This is a genomic window from Variovorax sp. LjRoot84 (genome assembly GCF_964254305.1).
Classification (GTDB): Bacteria; Pseudomonadota; Gammaproteobacteria; order Burkholderiales; family Burkholderiaceae_C; genus Variovorax.
Genome location: NZ_CAXUTE020000001.1, coordinates 4,868,647 through 4,892,006 on the forward strand (window position 1 = coordinate 4,868,647; position 23,360 = coordinate 4,892,006).

Sequence of the window (23,360 nt, forward strand, 5' to 3'; positions counted from 1 at the left end):
GAAGGTCTCTTGTGGGCCCGTAACCGACCTTCACCTCTTCAAGCTGAACGTCCGCTTCCCTAGCTGCACCGAACTTTCGGTTGAGCCAAAAAGTTGGCCTCGCCAATCGAGTGCAAAGGGAGGCGAGGCTGAACCCGCCGTACCGTCACTTGCCACCTATGCTGAAAAGCTGCATTCAGCCGATAGACAGTCCGGTGTTCAATGAGAGGCCGCCGCATTGAGACGCTCGGGCTGTTGATCAGGCTCGCCGTTCACCTGTTCGACTGGATGCCTGCGCCTCATAGCCATTCTCGAATGCTGTCGGCCATCGCGCTCGTGGAAATGCCATAGCGTTCGTGAAGCGTGGGCAGGGCGCCGGCGTCGAGGAAGGCATCGGGCAGCGCGACCTGGCGGAACGTTCGGGCCACCCCATTGCGCATGAGCAGGCTCGCCACCGCTTCGCCAAGGCCACCGATCACCGAATGGTTTTCCGCGACAACGACCAGGCGGTCGAGTCGCTTCACCTCTGCGAGGATGGTCGCGTCGTCCAGCGGCTTGATCGTCGGGACGTGCAGCACGGCGACATCCACATTGTCTGCGCGCAACTTGTCGGCCACCTCGAGGGAGCGCATGGTCATGAAGCCGCTCGAGATGACGAGCACGTCGCGCCCGTCGCGCAGGAGCTTGGCCTTGCCGAGTTCGAACTTGTAGTCGTACTCGTCCAGCACCAGAGGTACCTGGCCGCGCGGCAGCCGCATGTAGACCGGGCCCTGGTGCGCCGCGATCTGCGGCACCGCCTGCTCGATGTCGAGTGCATCGCAAGGGTCGACGATCGTCATGCCCGGAATGCCGCGCATCAGCGCCAGGTCCTCGGTCGCCTGATGGCTCGGTCCGTAGCCGGTGGTGAGCCCTGGCAATGCGCAGCACAGCTTCACGTTGAGGTTTTCTTCCGCGATCACCTGGTGCACGAAATCGAAGGCGCGGCGCGTGCCGAACACCGCGTAGGTGGTGGCAAAGGGCACGAAGCCTTCCTTGGCAAATCCGCCGGCCGCCGCCATGAGCAGTTGCTCTGCCATGCCCATCTGGAAGAAGCGTTCCGGGTAGGCTTGCGCGAAGAGATGCAGGTCGGTGTACTTGGCCAGGTCGGCCGTGAGGCCGACGATCTCGGGCCGGGACGCCGCCAGCTCGACCAGCGCCTTGCCGAACGGCGCCGCCTTCACGCGCTTCCCTTCGGATGCGATGGAGGCGATCATCGCCGAGGTCTTCAGGCGCGGCTTCTTCGCGGTGTCGGGGGTCGTGTGGACGGTGTTCATGCTGCGGCTCCTTGCACTTGGTCGAGGTGATCGATGGCCTGTTGCCATTCGGGCGGATCGACGCGTATGAAATGGTTCTTCTCGCGTTGCTCGAGGAAGGGAACGCCCTTGCCCATCAGCGTGTCGCAGAGGATCACGCGCGGCTTCGCTTCGGGCAGCGCTCGTGCCGTGTCGAAGGCGGCCTTGACGGCCTGCAGGTCGTTGCCGTCGACGCGCTGCACATGCCAGCCGAAGGCTACCCATTTGTCGGCGAGCGGCTCGAAGGCCATGACCTTGGACGACGGGCCGTCGGCCTGCTGGTTGTTGATGTCGACCAGGCAGATCAGGTTGGCAAGGCCATGGTGGCTGGCGGACATCACGGCTTCCCATGTCGAGCCTTCGTCCAGCTCGCCGTCGGACATCGAGTTGTAGACGAAGGCCGGGTTGCGCTTGAGCCGCAGGGCCAGCGCCATGCCGACCGCGATCGGCAAGCCCTGGCCCAGCGAGCCTCCGGACATCTCCATGCCGGGCGTGTAGGTCGCCATGCCAGACATCGGAAGCCGGCTGTCGTCGCTGCCGTAGGTTTCCAGTTCCTCTTCGGGGATGATGCCGGCCTCGATCAGCGCCGCGTAGAACGCGATGGCGTAGTGCCCGTGCGAAAGCAGGAAGCGATCGCGCGATTCCCACAGCGGGTCATCGGGCCGGTACGTCATCGCGTGGCCGTATGCGATGGCCAGAACGTCGGCATAGCCGAGTGCCTGGCCGACATAGCCTTGGCCTTGCACCTCGCCCATGCGCAGGGCGTAGCGCCGAATGCGATAGGCGCGCTCGGAAAGAGTGGTTTGATCAGACATGAGTGGTCCTTCTTGAGAGATGGAAGAGGGGGAGAGCGCTTCAGCGGATCGTGAGCCAGGGCAGGTACGCAAAGCCCAGCAGCAGTCCGATCGCCACGAGGTAGAACGGGATCAATTCCTTCACCACGTCCCCGATGCGCACCTTGGCGATCGTGCTGGTGATGAACAGCGTGGTGCCTATGGGGGGGTGATAAAGGCCGATCGACAGGTTGATGATCATCATGATCCCGAGCTGCACGGAATCCATGCCGACTGCTGCCGCGAGCGGCACGAACATGGGCGTGAGCAGCAGCACGGCGGCCGGCAGGTCGATGAACATGCCGACGGCCAGCATGATCAGGTTCATCGCCAGGATGATCAGCCAGGGTGACTGCAGCGTTTCCTTCGCGAAGCGGGTGAACTCGGCAGGCAACTGCTCGTAGGTCACGATCCAGCCGACGACGCTCGAGGCCATGATGATCAGGAGCACCACGCCGGTGGAGATGCCCGCTTCGATCGCGGCCGTCTTGACCTTCGCCAGTGTGAGGTCCTTGTAGACCAGGCCCGAGACGACCAGCGCGTACAGCGTGGACATCACGCTCACCTCCGTCGGCGTCGCGATGCCGAAACGCAGGAAGACGATGATCAGCACCGGCATCATCAGCGCGGGGGCCGCCTGTGCGAGCAGCCGCCAGAACGCAGGCCACTCGAACGGTGTCGTGTCGCGTGGGAAGTTCCTGCGACGGCCCTGCACGTAGCACACCGTCATGAAGCCTGCGCACATCAGCAGACCGGGCAGGATGCCCGCCACGAACAGCGCGCCGATCGACGCCCCCGAGACCAGGGCATACACGATCATCGGGATGGAGGGCGGAATCAGGATGTCGATCGTCGCTGCCGCAGCCAGCGTGCCGGCGGCGAACGGTGCCGGATAGCCCAGCTTCTTGAGCCAGGGGATCAGCATCGAGCCGATCGCCGAGGCGTCGGCCACGGCCGAGCCCGAGACGCCGCCGAAGATGGTCGACGACAGCACCCCGACCTGGGCCGGGCCGCCGTGGACGCGGCCGATCATCATGGACAGCAGGCTGACCAGGCTCTGGCCGAGCCGGCCGCTGACCATCAGCGCGCCCGTCATCATGAAGAAGGGAATGGCAATCAGCGGAAAGCTCTGCGTCTGCGAGATCATCTGCTCGACCGCCAGGTGCACGGGCACCTTGTCGATGATCAGAAGCCCGCCGACCGAGGCCAGGACCAGCGCATGCGCAATCGGGATCGAGAGCAGTGCGGTGACGATGAAGAGTCCGATGATGAGTGCTGTCATGATCAGGCTCCGTGCGCGAGGGCTTCGGCGTCGGGTTCCTGTGCCTCGGCGCTGCTCCAGAGTGCAGGCAGCTTGGACAAGGTCACCACGCTCAGCAGCCCGAAGCCCAGCATCAGGGCCCAAACGCTGACCGAGCCGGGAACCTGCAGCATGGGACTGCGTTCGTCGGCAGCGATCTCCATCAGCGGCCAGGCGGCCACCGCCAGTGACGCATAGAGCGCTGCGACGGAAAGCGATCCGCCCGCCAGAACCCAGCGTCGCGAAGCGCGCAGCTTCTGGGTGAACATGACGACCGCGATGTGCGAGCCGTGCTGCGCCGCCAGCACGACGCCGGCCATGATCATCCAGGGGAACATCAGCTCCGGCAGCTCGGATGCCGATGCGAGACTGGTTCCCGCGACATAGCGCAGGCCCACGTTGATGCTCAGGATCAGGAACACGACGGTCAGCGTGACGTAGAGCACACCGCGACACGCTGCGCCTATGCATCGGTCAAGGAAAAGAAGGAATGGCATATCGATACCCCTCGAAGAAGGACGCGCGCTGTGGCGCAGTCATGAACTCGGGACGACAGACGCCACCGCAGTGCGTCGAAGCGCTGCGTTGCTCGCCTGTCTACGGGTGCGCTACTGCGCCTGCTGGACGACGCGCTTGACGAAGTCGCCGGCCGGGCTTGCGGCCCATTTCGTGTAGACGGACTTCGTCGCTTCGACGAAGGCCTTGCGGTCCACCGTGTCGATCTGCACGCCCTTGGCTTTCAGTTCGGTGGTCAGCTTTTCGTCGGCTTCCTTGGAGAGCTTTCGCTGCATCCGCGTTGCCTCGGCCGCCGATTCGGTGAAGACCTTCTGATCGGCGGGGCTCAGGCGCTCCCATGAACGCTTGCTCATCACGAAGGGGTTGGCTTCGTATTTGTGACCGGTCAGCGAGAGGTACTTCTGCACTTCATAGAGCTTGGCCGACGCGATATTGGTCAGCGGGTTCTCCTGGCCGTCGACCACGCCCTGCTGGAGCGCCACGTACAGCTCCGAGAACTTGATCTGCTGCGCATCGGCGCCGAGCGCCTGCATGATGTCCATGGTCATCGTGTCGGGCGGGGTGCGGATCTTCAATCCCTTGATGTCCGCCGGCGTCTTGATCGGCCGCTTGTTGTTGGTGACGTGGCGGATGCCGTTGTCCCAGTAGCCCAGCACGACCATGCCCTTGGCGGCCGTCCGCTTCGCCAGCTCTTCACCGACAGGCCCATCGAGCAGTTGCCAAGCCTTCTGGATATCGGTGAACAGGAAAGGCAGGCCCAGCGCCGCGTACTCCGGAACCACGTTGGCCATCGCGCCCTGGCTGTTGGCGGAAATGTCCAGCGTGCCCGAGCGCAGCGCGGTGATCATCGCGGCGTCGTCGCCGAGCTGCGCGGAGTGCGCCACCTGGATCTCGAAGCGTCCGCTGGTCTTCGCCTTCACTGTCTCGGCGAACTTCACGGCCGCCTCATGCCGCGGATTGCCCGGCGCGGCGCCGTGGCCGAAGGTGAGCTTGGTGGGCGCCTGTGCAAAGGCAAGGCTGCCCGTGGTGATCAACGTGCCGATGATGACGGCGATGTTTCTGCGTTTCATGGTTTGTCTCCGGTGTAGTGATGGGGTGAATCAGTGAATCAACATGCCGCCGTTCACGTCGAGCGTGATACCGGTGCAATAGCTCGAGAGGTCGCTGGCGAGAAACAGGCAGGCGCCGGCGACGTCATCGGGCGCGCCAATCCGTCCGAGCGGGATCTCGCCGGCGATCTGCGCCTTGCGCTCTTCGGTCAACTTGCCCTTGCTGATGTCGGTGCCGATCAGCCCCGGCGTGATCGAGTTGACGCGGATGCCGTCGGTGCCGAGTTCGCGTGCCATCGCCCGCGCGAGACCCAGAACGCCGGCCTTGGCGGCCGAATAGTGCGGACCGCCGAGAATCCCCCCGCCGCGCTGCGCAGAGACCGACGAGATGCAGATGATCGAGCCGCTGCCCTGGCGCTGCATCGCGGGGATGGCGGCCTGCGAGAAGAGCAGCGTGCCGCGCAGGCTGACATCGAGTACGGCGTCGTAGTCGGCGCCGGAGATGTCCACCGTCTTGCGTGGCTGCGTGATGCCGGCGTTGTTGACGAGGATGTCGAGCCTGCCGAACTTCTCGAGCACGTGCGCCACGGCGGACTCGACTTCGGACTTGTTGGTGACGTCGGCAACCAGCCCCAGGTGGCCGTCGCCGAGGGTGGCGGCCACTTGCGCGGGGGCGGCGGCTTCGAGGTCGGTGATGACGACGTGAGCGCCTTGCGATGCCAGCAGGCGCGCAGTGGCGAATCCGAGGCCGTTGAGGCCGGCGCCTCCGGTGATGAGGGCGACGCGATCGGTGAGCAACATGGACTGTCTCCGGAGTAGTGGTGAGCGGGGTGTGTGGGGGTAACTATCAATGGAGTGATGCATGAAGACAAACGACACTTCGTCAGCGATGAGTGAATCGCGTTCATAAAGGGTTTACCCGATGCGATCGTCGTTTCCCCCGCTGAGCTGCCTGCTTGCCTTCGAGGCTGCGGCGCGCCGCGCAAGCTTCAGCGCGGCCGCCATCGAGCTGCACCTGACGCCGTCGGCGGTGAGCCACCAGATCGCCAAGCTGGAGGAGCTCCTCGGCGTGCGGCTGTTCGAGCGTTCGGCGCGCAGCATCGAGCTGACCGAAGCCGGCCGCGAATACATGAGCCGCGTCTCCGGCGCGCTCGACGCGATCAGCTCAGCGACCGACAACGCGCGCAAGGGCGTTCGCAACGCGCTGTATGTCCACGCGGCGCCGAGCTTCGCGAGCCTGTGGCTCATGCCGCGACTGGCCGATTTCGCGCGGACGCATCCTGGCATCGCGCTGTCTCTGTCGTCGTCCGTTGTTCACTCCGACTTTGCGAGCGGACAGGTCGACATCGACATCCGATACGGCGTACCGAACTGGCCGCATCTGAACGTGCAACCCGTGTTCGAGGAGCGGATTCAGCCGATGGCGAGCCCGGCGTTCATCGAGAGGCATCGCATCGAGAACCCTGCAGACCTGCTGAACCTTCCTTTGATCCAGTCCGTCGTCAACGTCGTGCAATGGGTCGACTGGTTCCGCAGTCGCAAGGTCGCGTTCTCGAGCGGACAGTTCGCGTTCCGCTTCGATCGAACATCCATGGCCCTCGATGCCGCGGTGCAAGGCCTGGGCGTTGCCCTGGACAGCTCATCGGTGGCAGCGGGCCACCTTCACCAGGGCCGGTTGAGGAAGGTCTTCGACGAGGGCTGGTGCCTGAAGGTCCATGCCCATTTCCTGGTCTGCCCTCAGCGTCACTTGCAGCGCAGCGAAGTGACCAATTTCATCGATTGGATGCGGGAACAGGCGGTCGAGCCGGAGAGGGCTGTGGCGTCGACTTGACCTGCGGCTGCCGAGGCTACTCTTTTCTGCACTCCGTGCTCTCAGCCCGATCTACTGCCTGCGAACGTCAGCTTGCGGCTTCGGAGCAGACCTCGTGGGCATTCCACGAACTTCCGCTGGCCGTTACCGGCTGTGGCGGCATTCTGCCCTGCCCGCCTCAGATGCGGAGGCACCGTGGCCCCTACCAGGCAATGTCTGCCTGGCTCCCCGTGAGCCCAGCAAAGTTGAGTGGCGCGCTGACGAAGTCCCGTGGCGTTCCGCACGAAGGTTCAGCGGCCCCTCGTTGCCAAAGCAACGTCCAGTGACGCAAAAGGCAACGTCCGGTGACGTTCCGCATCACGAAAGTCCAGTGTCGTTCCGCAGTTCCGCAGCAGCAGTTCCAACTAGCCTGCAAAAAATTCCAGGTAAGTTGAAAACTGTCGATCGGCGCCCATGATGGTTCCGCCGACCGTTTGCGCATCAAGGTGTTAGGCGCCGGTTCCGCACGCTACCTTGAACCCGCTGTTCACCACACTTTGAATTTTCGGGCGGGTTTTTCACCATAGATTGAATTTTCCGGTTGCCAGGCCGCACGACCTGGTCGCGGGTGACTGGCGCTGCCAACGACCGCTTTCCGGCAATCATGATGTCCCCTGGCGGGCTGGAATGGGCCCGGTGCGGTCCTTCAGCATCAAGAGAAGATGCTATGTGGGACTCCCCGAGGTAGACCCGTTGAGTTAGAACGGAACTTCCCAACCTCTTTGTGCGAAGGAGACGGAAATGTCGACAACCCAGGCAGTCCCACAACGTGAGGATACGGCGATCCAGGGCGAGCTGTACATGAGCTTCGAGCTCGGCGACAAGTCCTGGAAGGTGACGGCGAGCGATGGCCACCGCGGCCCGAGCCGGTACAACGTGGATGCGGGCGACACGGCCGCAGTTGCGCACTGCATAGGCAAGGTCTTGGAGCGCTGCAAGCTCGAGCCGCAGGCCAAGGTGCACTCCTGCTATGAAGCCGGCCGCGACGGCTGGTGGCTGCACCGCTGGCTGATCGAGCAGGGCATCGACAACATCGTGGTCGACTCCTCCAGCATCGAGGTGAACCGACATGCCAGGCGGGCCAAGACCGACCGGATCGATGGCGACAAGCTGTTGGCGATGCTGCTGCGCCATCATCGCGGCGAGCGTGTGTGGTCGGTGGTGCATGAGCCCACGCCCGAGGACGAGGACGCGCGCCGCACGCACCGCGAGCTCGCCCGACTGACGCAGGAGCGCACCTCACACATGAACCGCATCGGCTCGCTGCTCGTGCTGCACAACCTGCGCCCGCACGTCATCATCGGCGGACGCGACTGGGCGCGCTGGTGGGAACGCCATGGCGAGCAGGTGCCGCCTGTCTTGCGCGCCGAGATCGAGCGGGAGAGCGCGCGGCTGACTCTGGTCAAGCAGCAAGTGAAGGCGCTGGAGGCTGCGCGGCGCTTGGAACTGGCCGACGGCAAGCAACCGCTGGTGGCGCAACTGGCGCAGCTGCGCGCCATCGGACCCAAGGGCGCCTGGGTGTTGGTCAAGGAGTTGTTCGGCTGGCGGCGCTTCGCCAACCGGCGCGAGCTGGCCGGCTGCCTGGGGCTGACTCCCACGCCCTACGCCAGCGGCGACAGCCAGATCGAGCAAGGCATCAGCAAGGCAGGCAACAAGCGAGCGCGCACGATGCTGATCGAACTCGCCTGGAGCTGGCTGCGCCTGCAGCCCGAAAGCGCATTGACCCAGTGGTTCAACCGGCGCTTCGCTGGCGCAGGCAAGCGCATGCGACGCGTTGGCATCGTGGCCATGGCCAGAAAACTGGTGATCGTCTTGTGGCGCTATCTGCAGAACGGCGAGATTCCGGCCGGGGCGACGCTCAAGCCAGCCACCGCTTGAGGCCCTGCCAGCCCTCACACTGAAGCACGGCTTGCCAAGGAACGCATCATCATGATCAAAGGTCGACGCGCCCGCAAGGTCAGCGGGTCACTGCACAGAAGTGACCGATGCGAAAGAAGGGGCGCGTCGGTAACCGGGGTTTGCCAGTGCGCTTCGCGCGCATGCAGCATGAGGTGCAGGGCTTGCACGCCCTGCACGGATAGAAGTTCGTCCGGGCACTGGCTCGAACGCTCGCCATACCCCGACCTCGGATCAGGTGGACGCATCACCCATGCCACGCCACTGTCTCATCCGCTCAGCAACACCCGGGGCCGCCATGAAATAACGCTTCCTATCGATGCGATGCTAAAAAAGACTTGACTAAAGAGTCCCCATAGAAGCTGACCTTCGTCAAAGCCACTGAACGGCCATTTCCAGTCATTCACGACGGTCCGCATTGGGCATCCACGCATCGACGGGTGTAGGGCTCGCCGCGACGCTGAGATCGCACCGATCTTTTCGCCGAGCATGTCGCTCTCCTTCTCAACGATGCGTTGAGAAACGAACTCAAATGACCTGAACGCAAGCCGAGACCCTTCGCTCGCAAGCCCCGTCCGCCTTCGGGCCGTCGCATGACTGGCTCAAAGGCGCTCGCTTGCCCTTTCTGCACACGGGCGCCAGCAAGGCCAAGCCACGTCGGCCAAACGTAGTGCAGCGTCGACGCAAGTACAACGCGAAAGTTCGGATTGCAGCGCGGTCTATTCGTACTGGCCCGCAATGCCGGATCGGTCGTCCGGTGATGCCACGGCCTTGTCGATCGCCAGCGCAAGGCGTGCCGCGAGGTCGCGGTCCATGCCCAGCAGCCGCGCGTGGTCGGCCCGCGCCTTCGCCATGTCGCCCATCTGCGTGAAGAGGACGCCGCGATACATGTAGGCCTGCGCCAGCGCCGGCTTGAGTTCGATGGCCCGGTTGTAATGACGCAGTGCGCGCTCGAAGTGTTGTGCTCCCTGCATGCGCACGCTGTAGGCGAGGTTGTTGTGCGCCTCGGCGAACTTCTCGTCGAGTGCCAATGCCTGTTCGAAAAGCTTCTGGGCCTCGGCATGGCGCCGCTCGAGCAACACTTTCACGCCCTCGTTGTAGACGCGCACCGCGCGCTCGCGCGGCGTGCCCTGAGGAACAGGCAGCGGGTCGCTCTCGACCGCGAGCGCGTGGCTCCAGGCGAGAAGCGGCGCCGCCCCCGCTGCGCAAAGCAGCAGCCTTCGCCCTGACTCAACCGCGGCCGAGCACTTTCCGTGCATGAATCACCTCGGGTCGTGGGCTATCGGCAGTCTCCGTCAGTTCGAGCACCTTCGTGTAGTGCGAGCGTGCCTTCGCCGCGTCGCCCAGGCGTTCGGCAGACCGCGCCGCGCCGAGGGTGGCCCGCAGCCGGTTCGGTTCGCGTTTCAGCACTGTTTCGTACTCACGCAATGCGTCGGCCGGCTTGTTCAGGTCGAGCAGCGCATTCGCCAGCACCTCGCGTGCCGGGACGATCGGCCCGGGCGTAACGACGTGCTTCTCCGTCGCATCCTCGCGCGTCGCGGCCTTGCGCAAGATGTCGAGCCCCTCGTCGGCACCGCCATCGACCAATGTCGCGAGACCGCGCACGACCTCGGACTGGATGTCGATCTGGTCGGCCCAGTAGGCGATCTTCAGTGCTGTGGCCGCGTCGCGCAGCTGCTGCAGGCGCTTGAACTCGACCTGCACGCGTGCGGAGTCCTTCAGCATCGCCGCGCCGACCCCGCGCGCGAAGGCGTTGACCGCCTCCGCTTGCGGGTACTTCTGCCAGGGGTACGCGCTGGCCGAAGGTGTCAACTCCAGACCGGCGGCCTCGGACCAGAGGCCGCCTTCGAGTGCAAGGCGGGCCGGGATGGCGCCATAGGCGTAGGCCGATGCAAAGCTGTCGGCGCGATTGGGCAGCGCCTGCGCCTCGGCCATCACCTGGCGTGCGGCGCGATCCTGGTTGAGCTGCAGGTGCGCATAGACCATGTAGTCGAACGCGTGCATCGATTGGGCGGACTTGCCGGCATCCGATCGCGCCGAGGCCCGGTTCGATTCCACCGAGTCGCGCCAGGCGCCGAGCCGCGTGAAGATGTGCGACGGCATGTGCTGCGCGTGCGCGGCATCGGGGGCGATCTTGCTGTAGCGACGCGCCGCCTCGAGGCCTTGGTGGGCGATCGGCGGGTAGTCGTAGCTGTGGATCAGGTAGTGAGCCACGCCCGGGTGATCGGGCAGAGCCTTGAACAGCGGCTCGAGCTGGCGCGCGGCCCGCAACTGGTTGGCGTAGGTCTTGTCGGTCGGATCGAAGTTGGCCGACAGCACCAGCGAATGCAGGATCAACGCCTCGCGGTCGTCGGGATAGCGCTGCGCCACCTTCTCCAACTCGCTTTCCAGCGCCTTCGCGCGGGTGCGGTGGTTGAGCTTCTCGTGGTCGCGGTAGAAGGCCGACAGCGCCGCGACGTAGTCGCGCTCCCGCTCGCTCTTGAGGCCTGTTGCGCGTGCGGCGTCGAGGGCTGCGCTGCCGTCGGCCAGCACTTTCGCCGACACGTTGCCGGGCCAGCCGAAGGGGTTGTCCAGCAGCGAGAGAGCCCGCACGAAGTGCGCCATGCCGCAGCCGGCGTCGGCCTTCAACGCCCGGTCGAGCGGATCCTTCACGTACGACCAGGCGAAGGAGTGGTAGTAGGCCATCGCGAGGTCGATCTCCTTCTGCGCGGCCGCATTGCATTCGACCTTGAAGTGCACGGTGCCGAGGCGATCGGGCTTGCCTGCGGTGTCTTGCGCGGCCACTGGAAACGCTGCGCCGGCCATCGCGAGCAGACAGGCCACTGCGCGTGCGGTGAGAATGAAGTGATGCATGCTGTGCCCTCCTGGGACGCCGCCGGGATGGCGGCAATGCGTCGCGCCCGAAATCGACTCTAGTGCGTGATCTCCGGGTTTACAAGGCTCCGATCGAACCGTGGGGGATGCACCTTCATTCGATCACGCGATCGGCGCGATGCAGGACCGATCGCGGGATCGTGACGCCGAGGGCACGCGCGGTCTTCTGATTGACGACCAGCTCGAACCGGGTGGGCTGCTCGACCGGAAGTTCCCCTGGATTCGCGCCCTTGAGGATCCTGTCCACGTAGTACGCGGCGCGGAAATGGGTCTGAGTCAGGCTTTCGCCATAGCTCATCAGGCCGCCGTCGTCGACGGCCTCGCGCAGGCCGAAGAACGAAGGCAAGCCGTGCTTGGCTGCCATCTCGATAAAGCGTCGGCGATGTTGGATCACGAACGGATCGTCGGGCAGCACCAACACCGACGCGACGCCCTGACGGGCCATGCCTTCGAAAGCCGCCGGAATGTCGGCCGGCGCGCCGATCGGCACCGGCAACACGCGTGCGCCGAGGGGGCTTGCCGCTGCCTCCATCTCCTTGAGGAAAAGCTTGTGCACCGGATTTCTGGGAAGGAACAGCACCGCCACCGGCGATGCCTTGGGCATGGCAGCGCAACCAGCGCTGCGAGGCGAATGAGGGTTGCCCGTTTCGGAAGACGATCCATGGTGGCCTCCGTCTTGGCGTCGACGATCGCGCTCGATCACCAAGCCGGGCGCGCTTCGAAAAAGTCTACGTCTCGACGAGGCGGCGCCAAGGAATTCTTTCGCCGCAATGGTGTGCCCCATTCACAGCTTGCGAGCTTGAAATCTCAGCCGGCCCGGCGTTCGACGTCGCCGCGCACCCCGGCGGGCAAGCGCGCCAGCAACCAGCGGATCGCCAGCGGCACGATCACCAGGTCGTCCACGACGCCGAGCAGCGGGATCGCCTCGGGCAGCAGGTCTGTCTCTCCAATCTAGACAACCGTCACTGAAGCGCAAGCTCCGGACACGCTGTACAAGCCGAGCTCGCGCGCGTTCCCGCTGTGTTGTGGTTGACGCCAGCGCCCAGCGAACGCCTCCAGCGGCGACTGCGGCGGTCTGCTTTGGAGAGCTTGCGCAGCAGCGATCTGCGCGTCATCGGTATGCGCGCGACAAGGCATGTCGCGTTGAATGAATGAGTGGGTGAAATCGCATCGCGGCCCTTGCGATCGACAAAGGTCCTCTCCGGAGCATGCGAGGTGGCTTATGTGGCCCATCAAGCGCTTCGCGGGAATCGCAGGATGCCGATTGATGCCCGGTAGCACCGCGTACCGCCTCAAGGACGGCACTCTCAACGCTCAAATGTTGTCGCAGCTGCGCCTACACCGCGAATCATCCTCTGCGCCCGATCCGCGCGATGGTCAATGAAGCGCTGCTCAAGATGGACAACCTGTTCGCCGGCATGTATGAGGCCGACATCAAGGGCGGGCGTCCCAGCATCGCACCAGAGAAGCTGCTGCGCGCGATGCTCTTGCAGATCTTCTTCAGCGTCCGCTCGGAGCGTCAACTCATGGAGCAGACCCAGTACAACCTCTTGTATCGCTGGTTCATTGGCTTGGCCATGGACGATGCGGTCTGGGTGCCCAGCGTCTTCACCAAGAACCGCGAACGGCTGATCGCGCACGACGCGATCATCGAACTGTTCAACCACATCGTCGAAACCGCGGATCGCAAGGGCTGGCTGTCGGGCGAGCACTTCAGCGTCGATGGCACCCTTATTCAGGCGTGGGCCAGCCACAGGAGCTTTGTGCGCAAGGACGGCGGCGACGATGATGCGGGCAACAACACAACGGGTAGCACCAGCTTCAAAGGCCAGAGCCGCAGCAACGACACTCACGCCTCGCGCACCGATGGCGATGCGCGTCTGTACCGCAAGGGCAAGACCGCCAGCGAGTTGCGCTACTCAGGCGGCGACTGCCTCGACGATCGAGATGCCGCTAGCTGTCGGAATCGCCCGTTGCAAGCTGAAACCCGCCGGCTCGAACAGGCGACGGTACTCGTCGAGCGTGCGCTGGCGGCCTCCCACCACGGCGAGCATGTGGATGTCGATCGTCTTGGTCCACTGCGGGCCAGGGTCGTCGGTCAGGAGCCACTCGACGATCAGCAGCCGTGCAGCCGGCGGCGCCTCGCGGCGGATTGCGCGGAATATTGCGAGGCTCTCCTCGTCGCCCCAGTCGTGGATCACCTCCATCAGCAGGTAGGCGTCGCAGGCCGGCACCGGATCCTTGAAGAAGTCTCCCGGGTGCAGCGAGAGGCGTTCGGACTGCTGGACGTCGCGCAGCACCTGCGGAAGGTCGAACAGCACGCCTGTGGCCCGCGGCGCGGCGTCGAGCACGGCGCGCAGTAGATGGCCTCGGCCGCCTCCGATGTCGCCGATCAAGGCGAACCGTGTGAAGTCGTATGCGCCAACGACGGCGGGCACCTGAACTTGGGAGCGCGCCTGCATCGCGGCATCGAAGATCACGCCCTCGTCCGGGTGCCGGGCCAGGTGCGCCCACAGGCCGCCCTCGGCGACCTGCTCGATCGCCGGCCGGCCGGTGCGCAGCGCGTGGTCGAACCGGCCATAGCTGGACCAGTGCACCGCCAGACCCATCATCCGCGCCAGCGGGCGCATTGAGCGCGGATGGTCGGTGCGCAGCAAGCGCGACATCGGTGTATGCAGGACCTCATCGCCGCGCAGCTCGAAAAGGCCCTGGGCGGCCAGCAGGCGCAGCACGCGGTGCAGGGCGTCCACGTCTGCACCGACCGCGACGGCGAGTTGACCAACGCTGCGTGGCGCGTCGTCCAGCGCGTCGGCGACGCCCAGCTCAGCCACCGTGTGCAGGCAGCGCGGCAGGATGTGTCCCGCCGCCATCTCGCGCAGCACCTGAGCGGGATTGCGATCGGCCATGATGCACCTCCTTCACTGGTACAGCCGGCCACCTTAAGCATTCGATCCCACCGTGTCGATCCCTGGGATTGGAACCGCGCGAAGAGGCACGTCGCCGACCTTAGCCACCACGTTCCAATATGGTGCTCCAAACGGCGAGTGCCGTTCAAGGTGGGATCACCCGGACGGATACGCCCGACAGCAAGGCGCAGCTATAGCTGGCAGCGATGAGCGGATCTCCGTTCTGGAAGGTGGACCTTCTTGGGTAGGCGCAAATTGGCTGGATGATCGTCTTGTCAAAGTTGCTCAGTTCGACACGATCAGGAGCAACGCCCTGCTCGACCCACGCCGTCAGCAATTGATGGAGCTGCTCTGCGGCCGGAAGCGGCGGATTGGCCGCATTCTGCCCCCCTGCCGGCCGCGCCAGCCAGCGTCGCTGCCCAGTCCCCCGACTACCTCCCCTCACCTGGCGTGGCCTTCCCAGCAGCTGCAGGCGGGCCGCCGCCCGCCACGGGTCGCTGCTGCAGGCGGCGAGCGGGGCGGCGGCGAATTCAAACTAAGTTGCAAAAAATTCAAGGTAAGTTGAAAACCGACAAAAACCGACACTGAGCATGGCTTCCTTCTCGACTCTCCTTGGACCGCCGGGCCTTGAAACCCCGCCAAATGCCCTTATGATTAGCACTCGCTGAAGAGGAGTGCTAACAACCCCCCGCTTCCAGTGGCTGGGCAGCCGGCAACCATGCCGGCGCCCGAACCAAACCCCGTTTCTTATCCAGGAGATGCAATGAAACTTCGTCCTTTGCACGATCGCGTGATCGTCAAGCGCATTGAAAGCGAAACCAAGACCGCCTCGGGCATCGTGATCCCCGACAACGCCGCCGAGAAGCCCGACCAGGGCGAAGTGCTGGCCGTCGGCCCTGGCAAGAAGAACGACAAGGGCGAACTCGGCGCGATGAGCGTCAAGGTCGGCGACCGCGTCCTGTTCGGCAAGTACAGCGGCCAGACCGTCAAGGTCGATGGCGACGAGCTGCTGGTCATGAAGGAAGACGACCTGTTCGCGGTCGTCGAGAAGTAATCAACCCCTCTATCTGAATTCGGAGAAATCTCATGGCAGCAAAAGACGTAGTCTTCGGCGGTGAAGCCCGCGCACGCATGGTCGAGGGTGTCAACATCCTGGCCAACGCAGTCAAAGTGACCCTGGGCCCCAAGGGCCGCAACGTGGTGCTCGAGCGCTCCTTCGGCGCCCCGACCGTGACCAAGGACGGCGTGTCCGTGGCCAAGGAAATCGAACTCAAGGACAAGCTCCAGAACATGGGCGCCCAGCTCGTGAAGGAAGTGGCCTCCAAGACTTCGGACAACGCCGGCGACGGCACCACCACCGCGACCGTGCTGGCCCAGGCCATCGTTCGCGAAGGCTTCAAGTACGTGGCCGCCGGCATCAACCCGATGGACCTGAAGCGCGGCATCGACAAGGCGGTCACTGCCCTGGTCGAAGAGCTGAAGAAGGCTTCCAAGGCCACCACCACCTCGAAGGAAATCGCGCAAGTCGGCTCGATCTCGGCCAACAGCGACGACACCATCGGCAAGCTCATCGCCGACGCGATGGACAAGGTCGGCAAGGAAGGCGTTATCACCGTCGAAGACGGCAAGTCGCTCGACAGCGAACTCGACGTCGTCGAAGGCATGCAGTTCGACCGCGGCTACCTGTCGCCCTACTTCATCAACAACCCCGAGAAGCAATCGGCGTTGCTGGAAAACCCCTTCGTGCTGCTGTTCGACAAGAAGATCAGCAACATCCGCGACCTGCTGCCCACGCTGGAGCAAGTCGCCAAGGCCGGCCGTCCGCTTTTGATCATTGCCGAAGAAGTCGAGGGTGAAGCCCTGGCGACGCTGGTGGTCAACACCATCCGCGGCATCCTGAAGGTCGTGGCCGTCAAGGCACCGGGCTTCGGCGACCGCCGCAAGGCCATGCTGGAAGACATCGCCATCCTGACGGGCGGCAAGGTCATCGCCGAAGAAGTGGGCCTGACGCTCGAGAAGGTGACGCTGGCCGACCTGGGCCAGGCCAAGCGCATCGAAGTGGGCAAGGAAAACACCATCATCATCGACGGCGCCGGCGCTCCCGCCGACATCGAAGCCCGCGTGAAGCAAGTGCGCGTGCAGATCGAGGAAGCCACCAGCGACTACGACCGCGAGAAGCTGCAAGAGCGCGTGGCCAAGCTGGCCGGCGGCGTGGCCGTGATCAAGGTCGGCGCTGCCACCGAAGTCGAAATGAAGGAAAAGAAGGCTCGCGTCGAAGACGCCCTGCACGCCACCCGCGCTGCAGTGGAAGAAGGCGTGGTGGCCGGCGGCGGCGTGGCGCTGCTGCGTGCCAAGCAAGCCGTGGGCGACAAGCTCAAGGGCGACAACGCCGACCAGGACGCCGGCATCAAGCTGGTGCTGCGCGCCATCGAAGCGCCGCTGCGCGAGATCGTCAACAACGCCGGCGGCGAAGCCAGCGTGGTGGTGAACGCCGTGTTGGCCGGCAAGGGCAACTACGGCTTCAATGCCCAGAACGACACCTACGGCGACATGCTCGAGCTGGGCATCCTGGACCCGACCAAGGTGACCCGCACCGCGCTGCAGAACGCAGCCTCGGTCGCTTCCCTGCTGCTGACGACCGAAGCGATGGTCGCCGACGCACCGAAGGACGAGTCCGGCGCCGGCGGCGGCATGCCCGACATGGGCGGCATGGGTGGCATGGGCGGCATGGGCATGTAATGTCTGCCCGGCCTCCGGCCAAATAGAAAAACCCCGCAGCGCAAGCCGCGGGGTTTTTTTTACGTTTGCGAGGCCGGACTCAGGCAGCGGCGAGCGGCGGCGCGCCGTACTCGTTGCCCTCGGGCTGGCTGGGCTGGACCATGAAGTACAGCAGCACCAGGCCCACCAGCGGGATCAGGCCGATCAGCAGCCACCAGCCGCTCTTGCCGATGTCGTGCAGGCGGCGCGCGCCGGCCGACAGCAGCGGCAGCAGGAAGGCCAGGATGACGACGAGATAGACGATCTCGTGAATGAAGCCTGCCACGACGGCCACGATGACGTAGGCGAGCACGAACCACCAGTACTCGGAGCGTGATCCGCGACCCGAAAAGTCGACGTACTTGCTGAAGCAGGTCTGAATGGCTTGTTGAAAATTCATCGAACAACTCCTCTCGATAGTTCCCCGGGAAAACTCCCGCGGCCATCATAAAGGGCGGTTCGCCGGCTTTGGTGACCTTCTTCGCTAGCGCAGGCGGGCGAGCAAGCCGGCCGTGGAGGCGTCCAGACCCTGCGTGTCGCCCGAGGCCAGGCGGAGTTCAATGTCCCGCGCCAGCACCTTGCCGAGCTCGACGCCCCATTGGTCGAAGCTGTTGATGCCCCAAAGCGCGCCGCTGGTGAACACCCGGTGCTCGTAGAGTGCGAGGAAGGCGCCGAGTGCCTCGGGCGCGAGCTGGTCGAAGACGAAGAAGCTGCTCGGCCGATTGCCCGGGAAATTGCGATGCCCGCCCTCGTCGCGCTGCCCGACCATAAGCGCCTGCGCCTGCGCCAGTGCATTGGCCAGCAGCTTGGGATGATGGCCCTCGAGCTCGTGCGCCGCATCGCGCACGGCGATGAATTCCAGCGGGATCACGTCCGTGCCCTGGTGCAGCATCTGGAAATAGGCGTGCTGCCCGTTGGTGCCGGGCTCGCCCCACAGCACGGGCGAGGTGCCGAAGGGCAACGCCTGGCCGCCGGCATCGACACGCTTGCCGTTGCTTTCCATCTCGAGCTGCTGCAGGTAGGCCGGCAGCCGCTGCAGCGCGCTGTGGTAGGGGGGCGATGCTGCGGCTTGCGAAGCGGTGGAAGTTGCGGTACCAGACATCGAGCAGGCCGAGACGCACCGGCAGGTTCTGCGCCAGCGGGGCGGTGCGGAAATGCTCGTCCATCGCGTGGGCCCCGGCCAGCAGGCGGCGGAAGCCGTCGGCGCCGATCGCCAGCGCGATCGGCAGCCCGATGGCCGACCACAGCGAATAGCGCCCGCCGACCCAGTCCCAGAAGCCGAAAGTCGTCTCGATGCCGAAGGCGCGCGCGGCCTCGACGTTGGTGGTGAGCGCCGCGAAATGACGCGCGATGTCGACGCTGCCCGACTGCTCGAACCAGCGCTTGGCCGACTGCGCGTTGGCCATGGTCTCGGCCGTGGTGAAGGTCTTCGAGGCGACGAGGAACAGCGTGTGCTCGGGCGCCAGGTCGCGCAGCACGCGCGCGAGTTCGTGGCCGTCCACGTTGGAGACGAAATGGAAGCGCTTGCCCGGCGCCACGAACTGGTCGAGGGCGCGCACCGCCATCTGCGGGCCGAGATCGGAGCCGCCGATGCCGATGTTGACCACGTCGGTGATCGTGTGGTCGGCGCGGACCGCTTCGGCGTAGGCCAGCATCGCGGCCAGCGTGGCATGGACATCGGCCAGCGCGCTGGCGAGCTGCTCGGGCGCCGGTGCGGAGGCGGGACTTCTCAGCAGGGTGTGGAGTACGGCGCGGTCTTCGGTCGCATTGATGTGCGCACCGGCGAACATCGCGTCGCGGTGCGCTTCCAATCCAGCCTCCTGCGCAAGTGCCAGCAGCAGTTCTTCGGTCTTCGCGTCGATCAGGTTCTTCGACAGGTCGGCGAAGAGATGGGGCGCCGATTGGCTGAACGCGCCAAAACGCTGCGGGTCGGCGGCAAAAGCCTGCCGCAGGTCGAAGTCGCGGCCGCCAGCGTCGTAATGCGCCTGCAACCGGCCCCAGGCCGCCGTGCGATCGCAACGCGTCTTCATCGTCATGCGACCTCCTCCATCAGTTTCTCCAGCTTCACCGCATCGGCCGCGAAGGCGCGAATGCCTTCGGCCAGCTTCTCGGTGGCCATGGCGTCCTCGTTGAGGGCGAAGCGGAAGGCCGGCTCGTCGAGCCTGAGCTGGGGAATGTCGAGCGCCTTCGCGGCCTCGGCGTCGAGCGCATGCGCGAGCGGCGCTTCGCTGGCCGCGAGCTCGGCCAGCAACTCGGGGCTGATGGTCAGGAGGTCGCAGCCTGCGAGTGCGGCGATCTGCCCCACGTTGCGGAAGCTCGCGCCCATCACCTCGGTCGCGATGCCGTGCTTCTTGTAGTAGTCGAAGATCTGGCGCACCGATTGCACGCCCGGATCGTTGGCACCCGAACGCGCCGCTTCGTCCCAGCTGCCTCCGGCCGCTTTCTTGTGCCAGTCGTAGATGCGCCCGACGAAGGGCGAGATCAGCTTGACGCCCGCTGCGCCGCAGGCCACCGCCTGGGCGAACGAGAACAGCAAGGTCAGGTTGGTGTGGATGCCCTTCGCTTCGAGCCGGCGCGCAGCTTCGATGCCTTCCCAGGTGGCGGCGATCTTGATCAGCACGCGCTTCTCGACCTCGACGTCCTCGGCCCGGTAGAGCGCCACGATGCGCTCAGCGCGCTCGATGGTGGCGGCCGTGTCGAAGCTCAGGCGCGCATCGACCTCGGTCGAGACGCGGCCCGGGATGAGGGAGAGGATCTCGGTGCCGAAGCGCACCAGCATCCGGTCGATCACCTCGTCGACGGGCAGGCTGCCGTGCTTCTTCACCGCTTCGTCGAGCAGCGGCCGGTACTCGGCCTTCTGCACGGCCTTGAGGATCAGCGAGGGGTTGGTGGTGGCGTCCTGGGGCTTGAACTGCGCCAGCTGGCGGAAATCGCCGGTGTCGGCCACCACGGTGGTCCATTGACGGAGGGCATCGAGTTGGTTCATGCAGCCATTATCCCGCCGCAAAACTACAGTCCGTGTGGTCCTCGGCTGACGGGGCCGGGCGAGGGCCGCGACTAGCCTTCGCTGATCGCCTCCGGAGGAATTCCCATGCCTTTTCGCAGACACCACCGTGCGTCGCCATCAGCCGCTGCGTTCGATGACCGCGCGCACAGCGCGTCGATCGGCACGCTGGCCACGGCCTTTTGCGTGGGCGGTGTGCTGACCCTGCTTGCGCTCGCGACCGCCCGGGCGACGCGCACCGAACGCGTGGGCGGCCCCGCCGATGGCGCGCCGCTGATGCGCGCGCCGCTCCAGGTGGTAGCGCCGGTCGACCTGCAGCGTTACGCCGGCTTGTGGCACGAACAGGCCCGCCTGCCCAACCGCTTCCAGAAGCAGAGCGCGGGCCCGGCCACGGCCGAGTACACGCTGCTGGGTGATGGCCAGATGGAGGTTCGCAACCGCTGCATCCTGGACGACGGCAGCTTCGACGAAGCGGTCGGCGTGGCGCGCGTGGCACCGGTTGCCGGCCAGCCGGGCGCAGGCCGCCTCGAAGTGCGCTTTGCGCCCGAATGGCTCGGCTGGCTGCCCGCCGTGTGGGGCGACTACTGGATCCTGAAGCTCGACCGCGACTACCAGGTGGCGCTGGTCGGCACGCCGGACCGCAAGTACCTCTGGGTGCTGTCGCGTGCGCCGAGGCTGGACGACGCCGCGCTCGATGCCGAGCTCGACTACGCGCGCTCGCTGGGCTTCGACGTCGACAAGGTCGAGCTGACCGGCAGGTAGGCCGCGAGCTGCGCCGGCAAGGCGCTGGGCCTTTCGCAATGGATGGCCTGCCAGCCGAGTTCGCGCGCAGCCACCACATTGGCCAGCGAGTCGTCGATGAACAGGGTGTCCGAAGCAGCCAACCGGTAGCGCGCGGCCAGCAATTCGTAGATCTCGCGCTGCGGCTTGATGATGCGCACGTCGCCCGAAAAGATGCCGCCGTCGAACCACCGGAAAAAGGCGTGGCGCTCTTCGAGCACGCGCGCATAGGGCGCCGGCATGTTGGAGAGGTAGTAGAGCCGCAGGTCCTCGCCCGCATCGCGGCGCGCGCGCAGCCCGTCGAGCACATCGATGGTGACGGCGATCGGCTCCAGGCGCTCGCCCATGGGCGCCAGCGCCTCGTTGAGCCGGTCGACTGGCAGCGAAAGGCGCAGCGCCATGCGACCGATAGCATCGTCGAGGCTGTGCGTGCCGCGATCGAAACCCAGCCAGTCCTCGTGATGGAACATCTCGCGCGCGAGCGCATGGGCGGCTTCGGCCGTGGGCGCCAGGTGCGCGAACTCCGCATGCACCAGCGATACCGGCTCCCAGCTCAGCAGCACCGCGCCGAGATCGAACACCACATTCTTCATACCGTCGAGTCCAAGAAAAAATGGCCCCGGGGGCCGGCTCGGAGCGTACCCGAAGTCGTAGAGCCCCGAGCGGTCCATTACCATTCGCAGGCAGACGCTCCTGCTCGGCATTTCATGACAACACGGATTTATCCATGAGTTTCGATCTTGTCCTCTTCGGCGGTACCGGCGACCTCGCGTGGCGCAAGCTGATGCCGGCGTTGTTCCAGGCCTTCCGGCACGGCAGCCTGCCCGAAGACGGCCGCATCATCGGCGTCGCGCGCGACGATCTTTCCGACGACGGCTATCGCGAGCTGATCCAGTCGCGCTTCGAGGCGGTCGAGGGTGCCAAGCGGCCGACGCCCGAGGAGTTCAAGAAGTTCGCCTCGATGCTGTACTACCTGCGCATGGACCTGTCGAAGGCCGAGGACTACGCCAAGCTCGCCGACCTGCTCAAGACCCGCGACGCCACCACCGTCGTGATGTACCTCGCGACGGCACCGGCGCTCTTCACGCAGGTGGTGCAACAGATCGCCGCGGCCGGGCTCAACGGCCCGCAGACGCGCGTCGTTCTCGAAAAGCCGCTGGGCCACGACCTGGCGTCGAACCGGGCCATCAACAAGGCGGTGTGCAAGGTGCTGGACGAGCACCAGGTGTTCCGCATCGACCACTACCTGGGCAAGCCCTCGGTGCAGAACCTGTTCGCGATGCGCTTCGGCAACGCGCTGTTCGAGCCGATCTGGCGCCGCGAGCACATCGCCAACATCCAGATCACGATCGCCGAAGACCTGGGCGTCGAGAAGCGCGGCGCCTTCTACGACCAGACCGGGGCGCTGCGCGACATGGTGCAGAACCACGCGCTGCAGCTGGTCTGCGCGATCGGCATGGAGCCGCCGATCAATGCGCATGCCGACGCGATCCGCGACGAAAAACTGAAGGTGCTGCGCGCGCTGAAGCCGTGGACTGCGGAGTCGATCGGCCTGCACGCGATCCGCGGGCAATACACCTCGGGCACGGCCTACGGCGAGCGCGTGCCGGGCTACCGCGACGAGCCTGGCGTGGACGCCGAGAGCCGCACCGAGACCTTCGTCGCGCTGCGCACCGAGATCGCCAACTGGCGCTGGGCCGGCGTGCCGCTCTACATCCGCACCGGCAAGCGGCTGGCCTCGCGCGATGCGCGCATCGAGGTCAACTTCAGGCCGACGCCGCATGCGATCTTTCGCGCGCCGCCCAGCGCGGTCAACAAGCTCGTGATCAACCTCCAGCCCAAGGACGGCCTGGAGCTGCACATGCTCGCGCAGGCGCAGGACAACCGCCAGCGCAACGGCAACCGCCGTGCCGGCCCGCAGCTCGCACCGGTGCAGCTGGACCTCGACTTCGACAAGCGCTTCGGCGCCGAGCGCGTGGGTGCCTACGAACGCCTGCTGCTCGACGTGATCGACGGCCGGCTCAACCTGTTCGTGCGCAGCGACGAGCAGGAAGAGGCGTGGCGCTGGGTCGAGCCGCTGATCGACAGCTGGGCCTCGGACGGCGTGCCGCGCCCTTACGCAGCGGGCACCTGGGGGCCGAGTGCATCGAGCGCGATGATCGCGCGCGACGGCTTCGCCTGGAGCGAAGAGCAGTAGCTGAGCACACCCCCAGGCTGCGCGCACTTCGTGTCGCTTCGCCAACCCCCTTGCAGGGGGCAACACCAGCGGCCCGGCGCAGCCGGTTC

At 65.5% G+C, this 23,360-nt stretch carries 20 protein-coding genes and 2 pseudogenes; 7 read left to right on the forward strand and 15 right to left on the reverse strand.

Features of this window, described 5'->3' with window-relative positions; translation table 11 throughout:
* Nucleotides 1-278: 278 nt before the first annotated feature.
* From ACSQ9I_RS24215 to ACSQ9I_RS24240, 6 genes are all read right to left on the reverse strand, one after another.
* Nucleotides 279-1,292: a transketolase family protein gene (locus tag ACSQ9I_RS24215; protein ID WP_436314740.1), complete on the reverse strand. Its 1,014-nt coding sequence runs from the start codon at nt 1,290-1,292 to the stop codon at nt 279-281.
* Complete coding sequence (locus ACSQ9I_RS24220; protein ID WP_436314741.1) at nt 1,289-2,125, reverse strand: transketolase; 837 nt, start codon at nt 2,123-2,125, stop codon at nt 1,289-1,291. Before ACSQ9I_RS24220 ends, ACSQ9I_RS24215 begins: the two co-directional genes overlap by 4 nt.
* 40 nt (nt 2,126-2,165) lie before the next feature.
* Complete coding sequence (locus ACSQ9I_RS24225) at nt 2,166-3,425, reverse strand: TRAP transporter large permease (protein WP_436314742.1); 1,260 nt, start codon at nt 3,423-3,425, stop codon at nt 2,166-2,168.
* 2 nt (nt 3,426-3,427) lie between these two features.
* A complete protein-coding gene (locus tag ACSQ9I_RS24230) occupies nt 3,428-3,889 on the reverse strand; it encodes a TRAP transporter small permease (protein ID WP_436314743.1) in 462 nt (153 codons plus the stop codon).
* Between the two features lie 162 nt (nt 3,890-4,051).
* Complete coding sequence (locus ACSQ9I_RS24235) at nt 4,052-5,029, reverse strand: TRAP transporter substrate-binding protein (protein ID WP_436314744.1); 978 nt, start codon at nt 5,027-5,029, stop codon at nt 4,052-4,054.
* Between the two features lie 30 nt (nt 5,030-5,059).
* Entirely contained in the window at nt 5,060-5,809 is a 750-nt protein-coding gene (locus tag ACSQ9I_RS24240; protein ID WP_436314746.1) for an SDR family NAD(P)-dependent oxidoreductase, read from the reverse strand.
* 121 nt (nt 5,810-5,930) lie between these two features.
* Here ACSQ9I_RS24240 and ACSQ9I_RS24245 point away from each other — a divergent pair, with 121 nt between their 5' ends.
* Nucleotides 5,931-6,839 carry a LysR substrate-binding domain-containing protein gene (locus ACSQ9I_RS24245; RefSeq protein ID WP_436314747.1) on the forward strand — a complete coding sequence of 303 codons (909 nt, stop codon included), beginning with the start codon at nt 5,931-5,933 and terminating at the stop codon, nt 6,837-6,839.
* Between the two features lie 759 nt (nt 6,840-7,598).
* Complete coding sequence (locus ACSQ9I_RS24250; RefSeq protein ID WP_436314748.1) at nt 7,599-8,735, forward strand: IS110 family transposase; 1,137 nt, start codon at nt 7,599-7,601, stop codon at nt 8,733-8,735.
* Nucleotides 8,736-9,472: 737 nt separating this feature from the next.
* Here ACSQ9I_RS24250 and ACSQ9I_RS24255 read toward each other — a convergent pair.
* From ACSQ9I_RS24255 to ACSQ9I_RS24270, 4 genes are all read right to left on the reverse strand, one after another.
* The gene (locus ACSQ9I_RS24255; protein WP_436314749.1) at nt 9,473-10,012 is read right to left on the reverse strand and encodes a tetratricopeptide repeat protein; all 540 of its coding nucleotides are present in this window, start codon (nt 10,010-10,012) and stop codon (nt 9,473-9,475) included.
* On the reverse strand, nt 9,984-11,606 hold the full coding sequence (locus ACSQ9I_RS24260; RefSeq protein ID WP_436294971.1) for a tetratricopeptide repeat protein: 1,623 nt from the start codon (nt 11,604-11,606) through the stop codon (nt 9,984-9,986). Before ACSQ9I_RS24260 ends, ACSQ9I_RS24255 begins: the two co-directional genes overlap by 29 nt.
* 115 nt (nt 11,607-11,721) lie before the next feature.
* On the reverse strand, nt 11,722-12,231 hold the full coding sequence (locus ACSQ9I_RS24265; protein WP_436294970.1) for an ABC transporter substrate-binding protein: 510 nt from the start codon (nt 12,229-12,231) through the stop codon (nt 11,722-11,724).
* Nucleotides 12,232-12,434: 203 nt separating this feature from the next.
* Nucleotides 12,435-12,578 (reverse strand): DUF1232 domain-containing protein, encoded by a 144-nt coding sequence (locus ACSQ9I_RS24270; protein ID WP_093112166.1) that lies wholly within the window; start codon nt 12,576-12,578, stop codon nt 12,435-12,437.
* 392 nt (nt 12,579-12,970) lie between these two features.
* Here ACSQ9I_RS24270 and ACSQ9I_RS24275 point away from each other — a divergent pair.
* Nucleotides 12,971-13,573: pseudogene (locus ACSQ9I_RS24275) on the forward strand (IS5 family transposase); the annotation flags it as partial.
* Here the strand turns inward: ACSQ9I_RS24275 and ACSQ9I_RS24280 are convergent.
* Nucleotides 13,547-14,533 (reverse strand): methyltransferase, encoded by a 987-nt coding sequence (locus tag ACSQ9I_RS24280; protein ID WP_436314750.1) that lies wholly within the window; start codon nt 14,531-14,533, stop codon nt 13,547-13,549. The pseudogene ACSQ9I_RS24275 and the gene ACSQ9I_RS24280 sit on opposite strands and share 27 nt — an antisense overlap.
* 763 nt (nt 14,534-15,296) lie before the next feature.
* Here ACSQ9I_RS24280 and groES point away from each other — a divergent pair.
* Both groES and groL read left to right on the forward strand, forming a co-directional pair.
* Nucleotides 15,297-15,587, forward strand: coding sequence for a co-chaperone GroES (gene groES, locus ACSQ9I_RS24285; RefSeq protein ID WP_093109638.1), 291 nt, complete (start codon nt 15,297-15,299; stop codon nt 15,585-15,587).
* A 32-nt stretch (nt 15,588-15,619) separates the two neighbouring features.
* The gene (gene groL / locus ACSQ9I_RS24290; protein ID WP_093109639.1) at nt 15,620-17,272 is read left to right on the forward strand and encodes a chaperonin GroEL; all 1,653 of its coding nucleotides are present in this window, start codon (nt 15,620-15,622) and stop codon (nt 17,270-17,272) included.
* Nucleotides 17,273-17,351: 79 nt separating this feature from the next.
* Here the strand turns inward: groL and ACSQ9I_RS24295 are convergent, their stop codons facing one another.
* The 3 genes and pseudogenes from ACSQ9I_RS24295 to tal form a co-directional block, all read right to left on the reverse strand.
* Complete coding sequence (locus ACSQ9I_RS24295) at nt 17,352-17,690, reverse strand: DUF805 domain-containing protein (RefSeq protein ID WP_093109640.1); 339 nt, start codon at nt 17,688-17,690, stop codon at nt 17,352-17,354.
* A gap of 84 nt (nt 17,691-17,774) precedes the next feature.
* Nucleotides 17,775-19,326: pseudogene (pgi, locus tag ACSQ9I_RS24300) on the reverse strand (glucose-6-phosphate isomerase).
* On the reverse strand, nt 19,323-20,276 hold the full coding sequence (gene tal / locus ACSQ9I_RS24305) for a transaldolase (RefSeq protein ID WP_436305284.1): 954 nt from the start codon (nt 20,274-20,276) through the stop codon (nt 19,323-19,325). The pseudogene pgi and the gene tal overlap by 4 nt, the downstream one beginning before the upstream one ends.
* Before the next feature lie 105 nt (nt 20,277-20,381).
* On the opposite strand from tal, the gene ACSQ9I_RS24310 reads away from it, so the two are divergent.
* Nucleotides 20,382-21,056 (forward strand): lipocalin family protein, encoded by a 675-nt coding sequence (locus tag ACSQ9I_RS24310; protein ID WP_436314751.1) that lies wholly within the window; start codon nt 20,382-20,384, stop codon nt 21,054-21,056.
* On the opposite strand, the gene ACSQ9I_RS24315 is transcribed toward ACSQ9I_RS24310, so the two are convergent.
* Nucleotides 21,002-21,667 carry an HAD family hydrolase gene (locus ACSQ9I_RS24315; RefSeq protein WP_436314752.1) on the reverse strand — a complete coding sequence of 222 codons (666 nt, stop codon included), beginning with the start codon at nt 21,665-21,667 and terminating at the stop codon, nt 21,002-21,004. The two genes, ACSQ9I_RS24310 and ACSQ9I_RS24315, sit on opposite strands and share 55 nt — an antisense overlap.
* Before the next feature lie 134 nt (nt 21,668-21,801).
* On the opposite strand from ACSQ9I_RS24315, the gene zwf reads away from it, so the two are divergent.
* The gene (gene zwf, locus ACSQ9I_RS24320) at nt 21,802-23,271 is read left to right on the forward strand and encodes a glucose-6-phosphate dehydrogenase (RefSeq protein WP_436314753.1); all 1,470 of its coding nucleotides are present in this window, start codon (nt 21,802-21,804) and stop codon (nt 23,269-23,271) included.
* Nucleotides 23,272-23,360 lie beyond the last annotated feature (89 nt).

Coding starts and splice junctions, on each gene's coding strand:
- ACSQ9I_RS24225 (WP_436314742.1), bottom strand. CDS start 3,425: ATGACAGCACTCATCATCGGACTCTTCATCGTCACCGCACTGCTCTCG.
- ACSQ9I_RS24265 (WP_436294970.1), bottom strand. CDS start 12,231: ATGCCCAAGGCATCGCCGGTGGCGGTGCTGTTCCTTCCCAGAAATCCG.
- ACSQ9I_RS24250 (WP_436314748.1), top strand. CDS start 7,599: ATGTCGACAACCCAGGCAGTCCCACAACGTGAGGATACGGCGATCCAG.
- groL (WP_093109639.1), top strand. CDS start 15,620: ATGGCAGCAAAAGACGTAGTCTTCGGCGGTGAAGCCCGCGCACGCATG.
- ACSQ9I_RS24235 (WP_436314744.1), bottom strand. CDS start 5,029: ATGAAACGCAGAAACATCGCCGTCATCATCGGCACGTTGATCACCACG.
- ACSQ9I_RS24245 (WP_436314747.1), top strand. CDS start 5,931: ATGCGATCGTCGTTTCCCCCGCTGAGCTGCCTGCTTGCCTTCGAGGCT.
- ACSQ9I_RS24215 (WP_436314740.1), bottom strand. CDS start 1,292: ATGAACACCGTCCACACGACCCCCGACACCGCGAAGAAGCCGCGCCTG.
- ACSQ9I_RS24255 (WP_436314749.1), bottom strand. CDS start 10,012: ATGCACGGAAAGTGCTCGGCCGCGGTTGAGTCAGGGCGAAGGCTGCTG.
- ACSQ9I_RS24310 (WP_436314751.1), top strand. CDS start 20,382: ATGCCTTTTCGCAGACACCACCGTGCGTCGCCATCAGCCGCTGCGTTC.
- groES (WP_093109638.1), top strand. CDS start 15,297: ATGAAACTTCGTCCTTTGCACGATCGCGTGATCGTCAAGCGCATTGAA.
- tal (WP_436305284.1), bottom strand. CDS start 20,276: ATGAACCAACTCGATGCCCTCCGTCAATGGACCACCGTGGTGGCCGAC.
- ACSQ9I_RS24260 (WP_436294971.1), bottom strand. CDS start 11,606: ATGCATCACTTCATTCTCACCGCACGCGCAGTGGCCTGTCTGCTCGCG.
- zwf (WP_436314753.1), top strand. CDS start 21,802: ATGAGTTTCGATCTTGTCCTCTTCGGCGGTACCGGCGACCTCGCGTGG.
- ACSQ9I_RS24295 (WP_093109640.1), bottom strand. CDS start 17,690: ATGAATTTTCAACAAGCCATTCAGACCTGCTTCAGCAAGTACGTCGAC.
- ACSQ9I_RS24220 (WP_436314741.1), bottom strand. CDS start 2,125: ATGTCTGATCAAACCACTCTTTCCGAGCGCGCCTATCGCATTCGGCGC.
- ACSQ9I_RS24315 (WP_436314752.1), bottom strand. CDS start 21,667: ATGAAGAATGTGGTGTTCGATCTCGGCGCGGTGCTGCTGAGCTGGGAG.
- ACSQ9I_RS24240 (WP_436314746.1), bottom strand. CDS start 5,809: ATGTTGCTCACCGATCGCGTCGCCCTCATCACCGGAGGCGCCGGCCTC.
- ACSQ9I_RS24280 (WP_436314750.1), bottom strand. CDS start 14,533: ATGGCCGATCGCAATCCCGCTCAGGTGCTGCGCGAGATGGCGGCGGGA.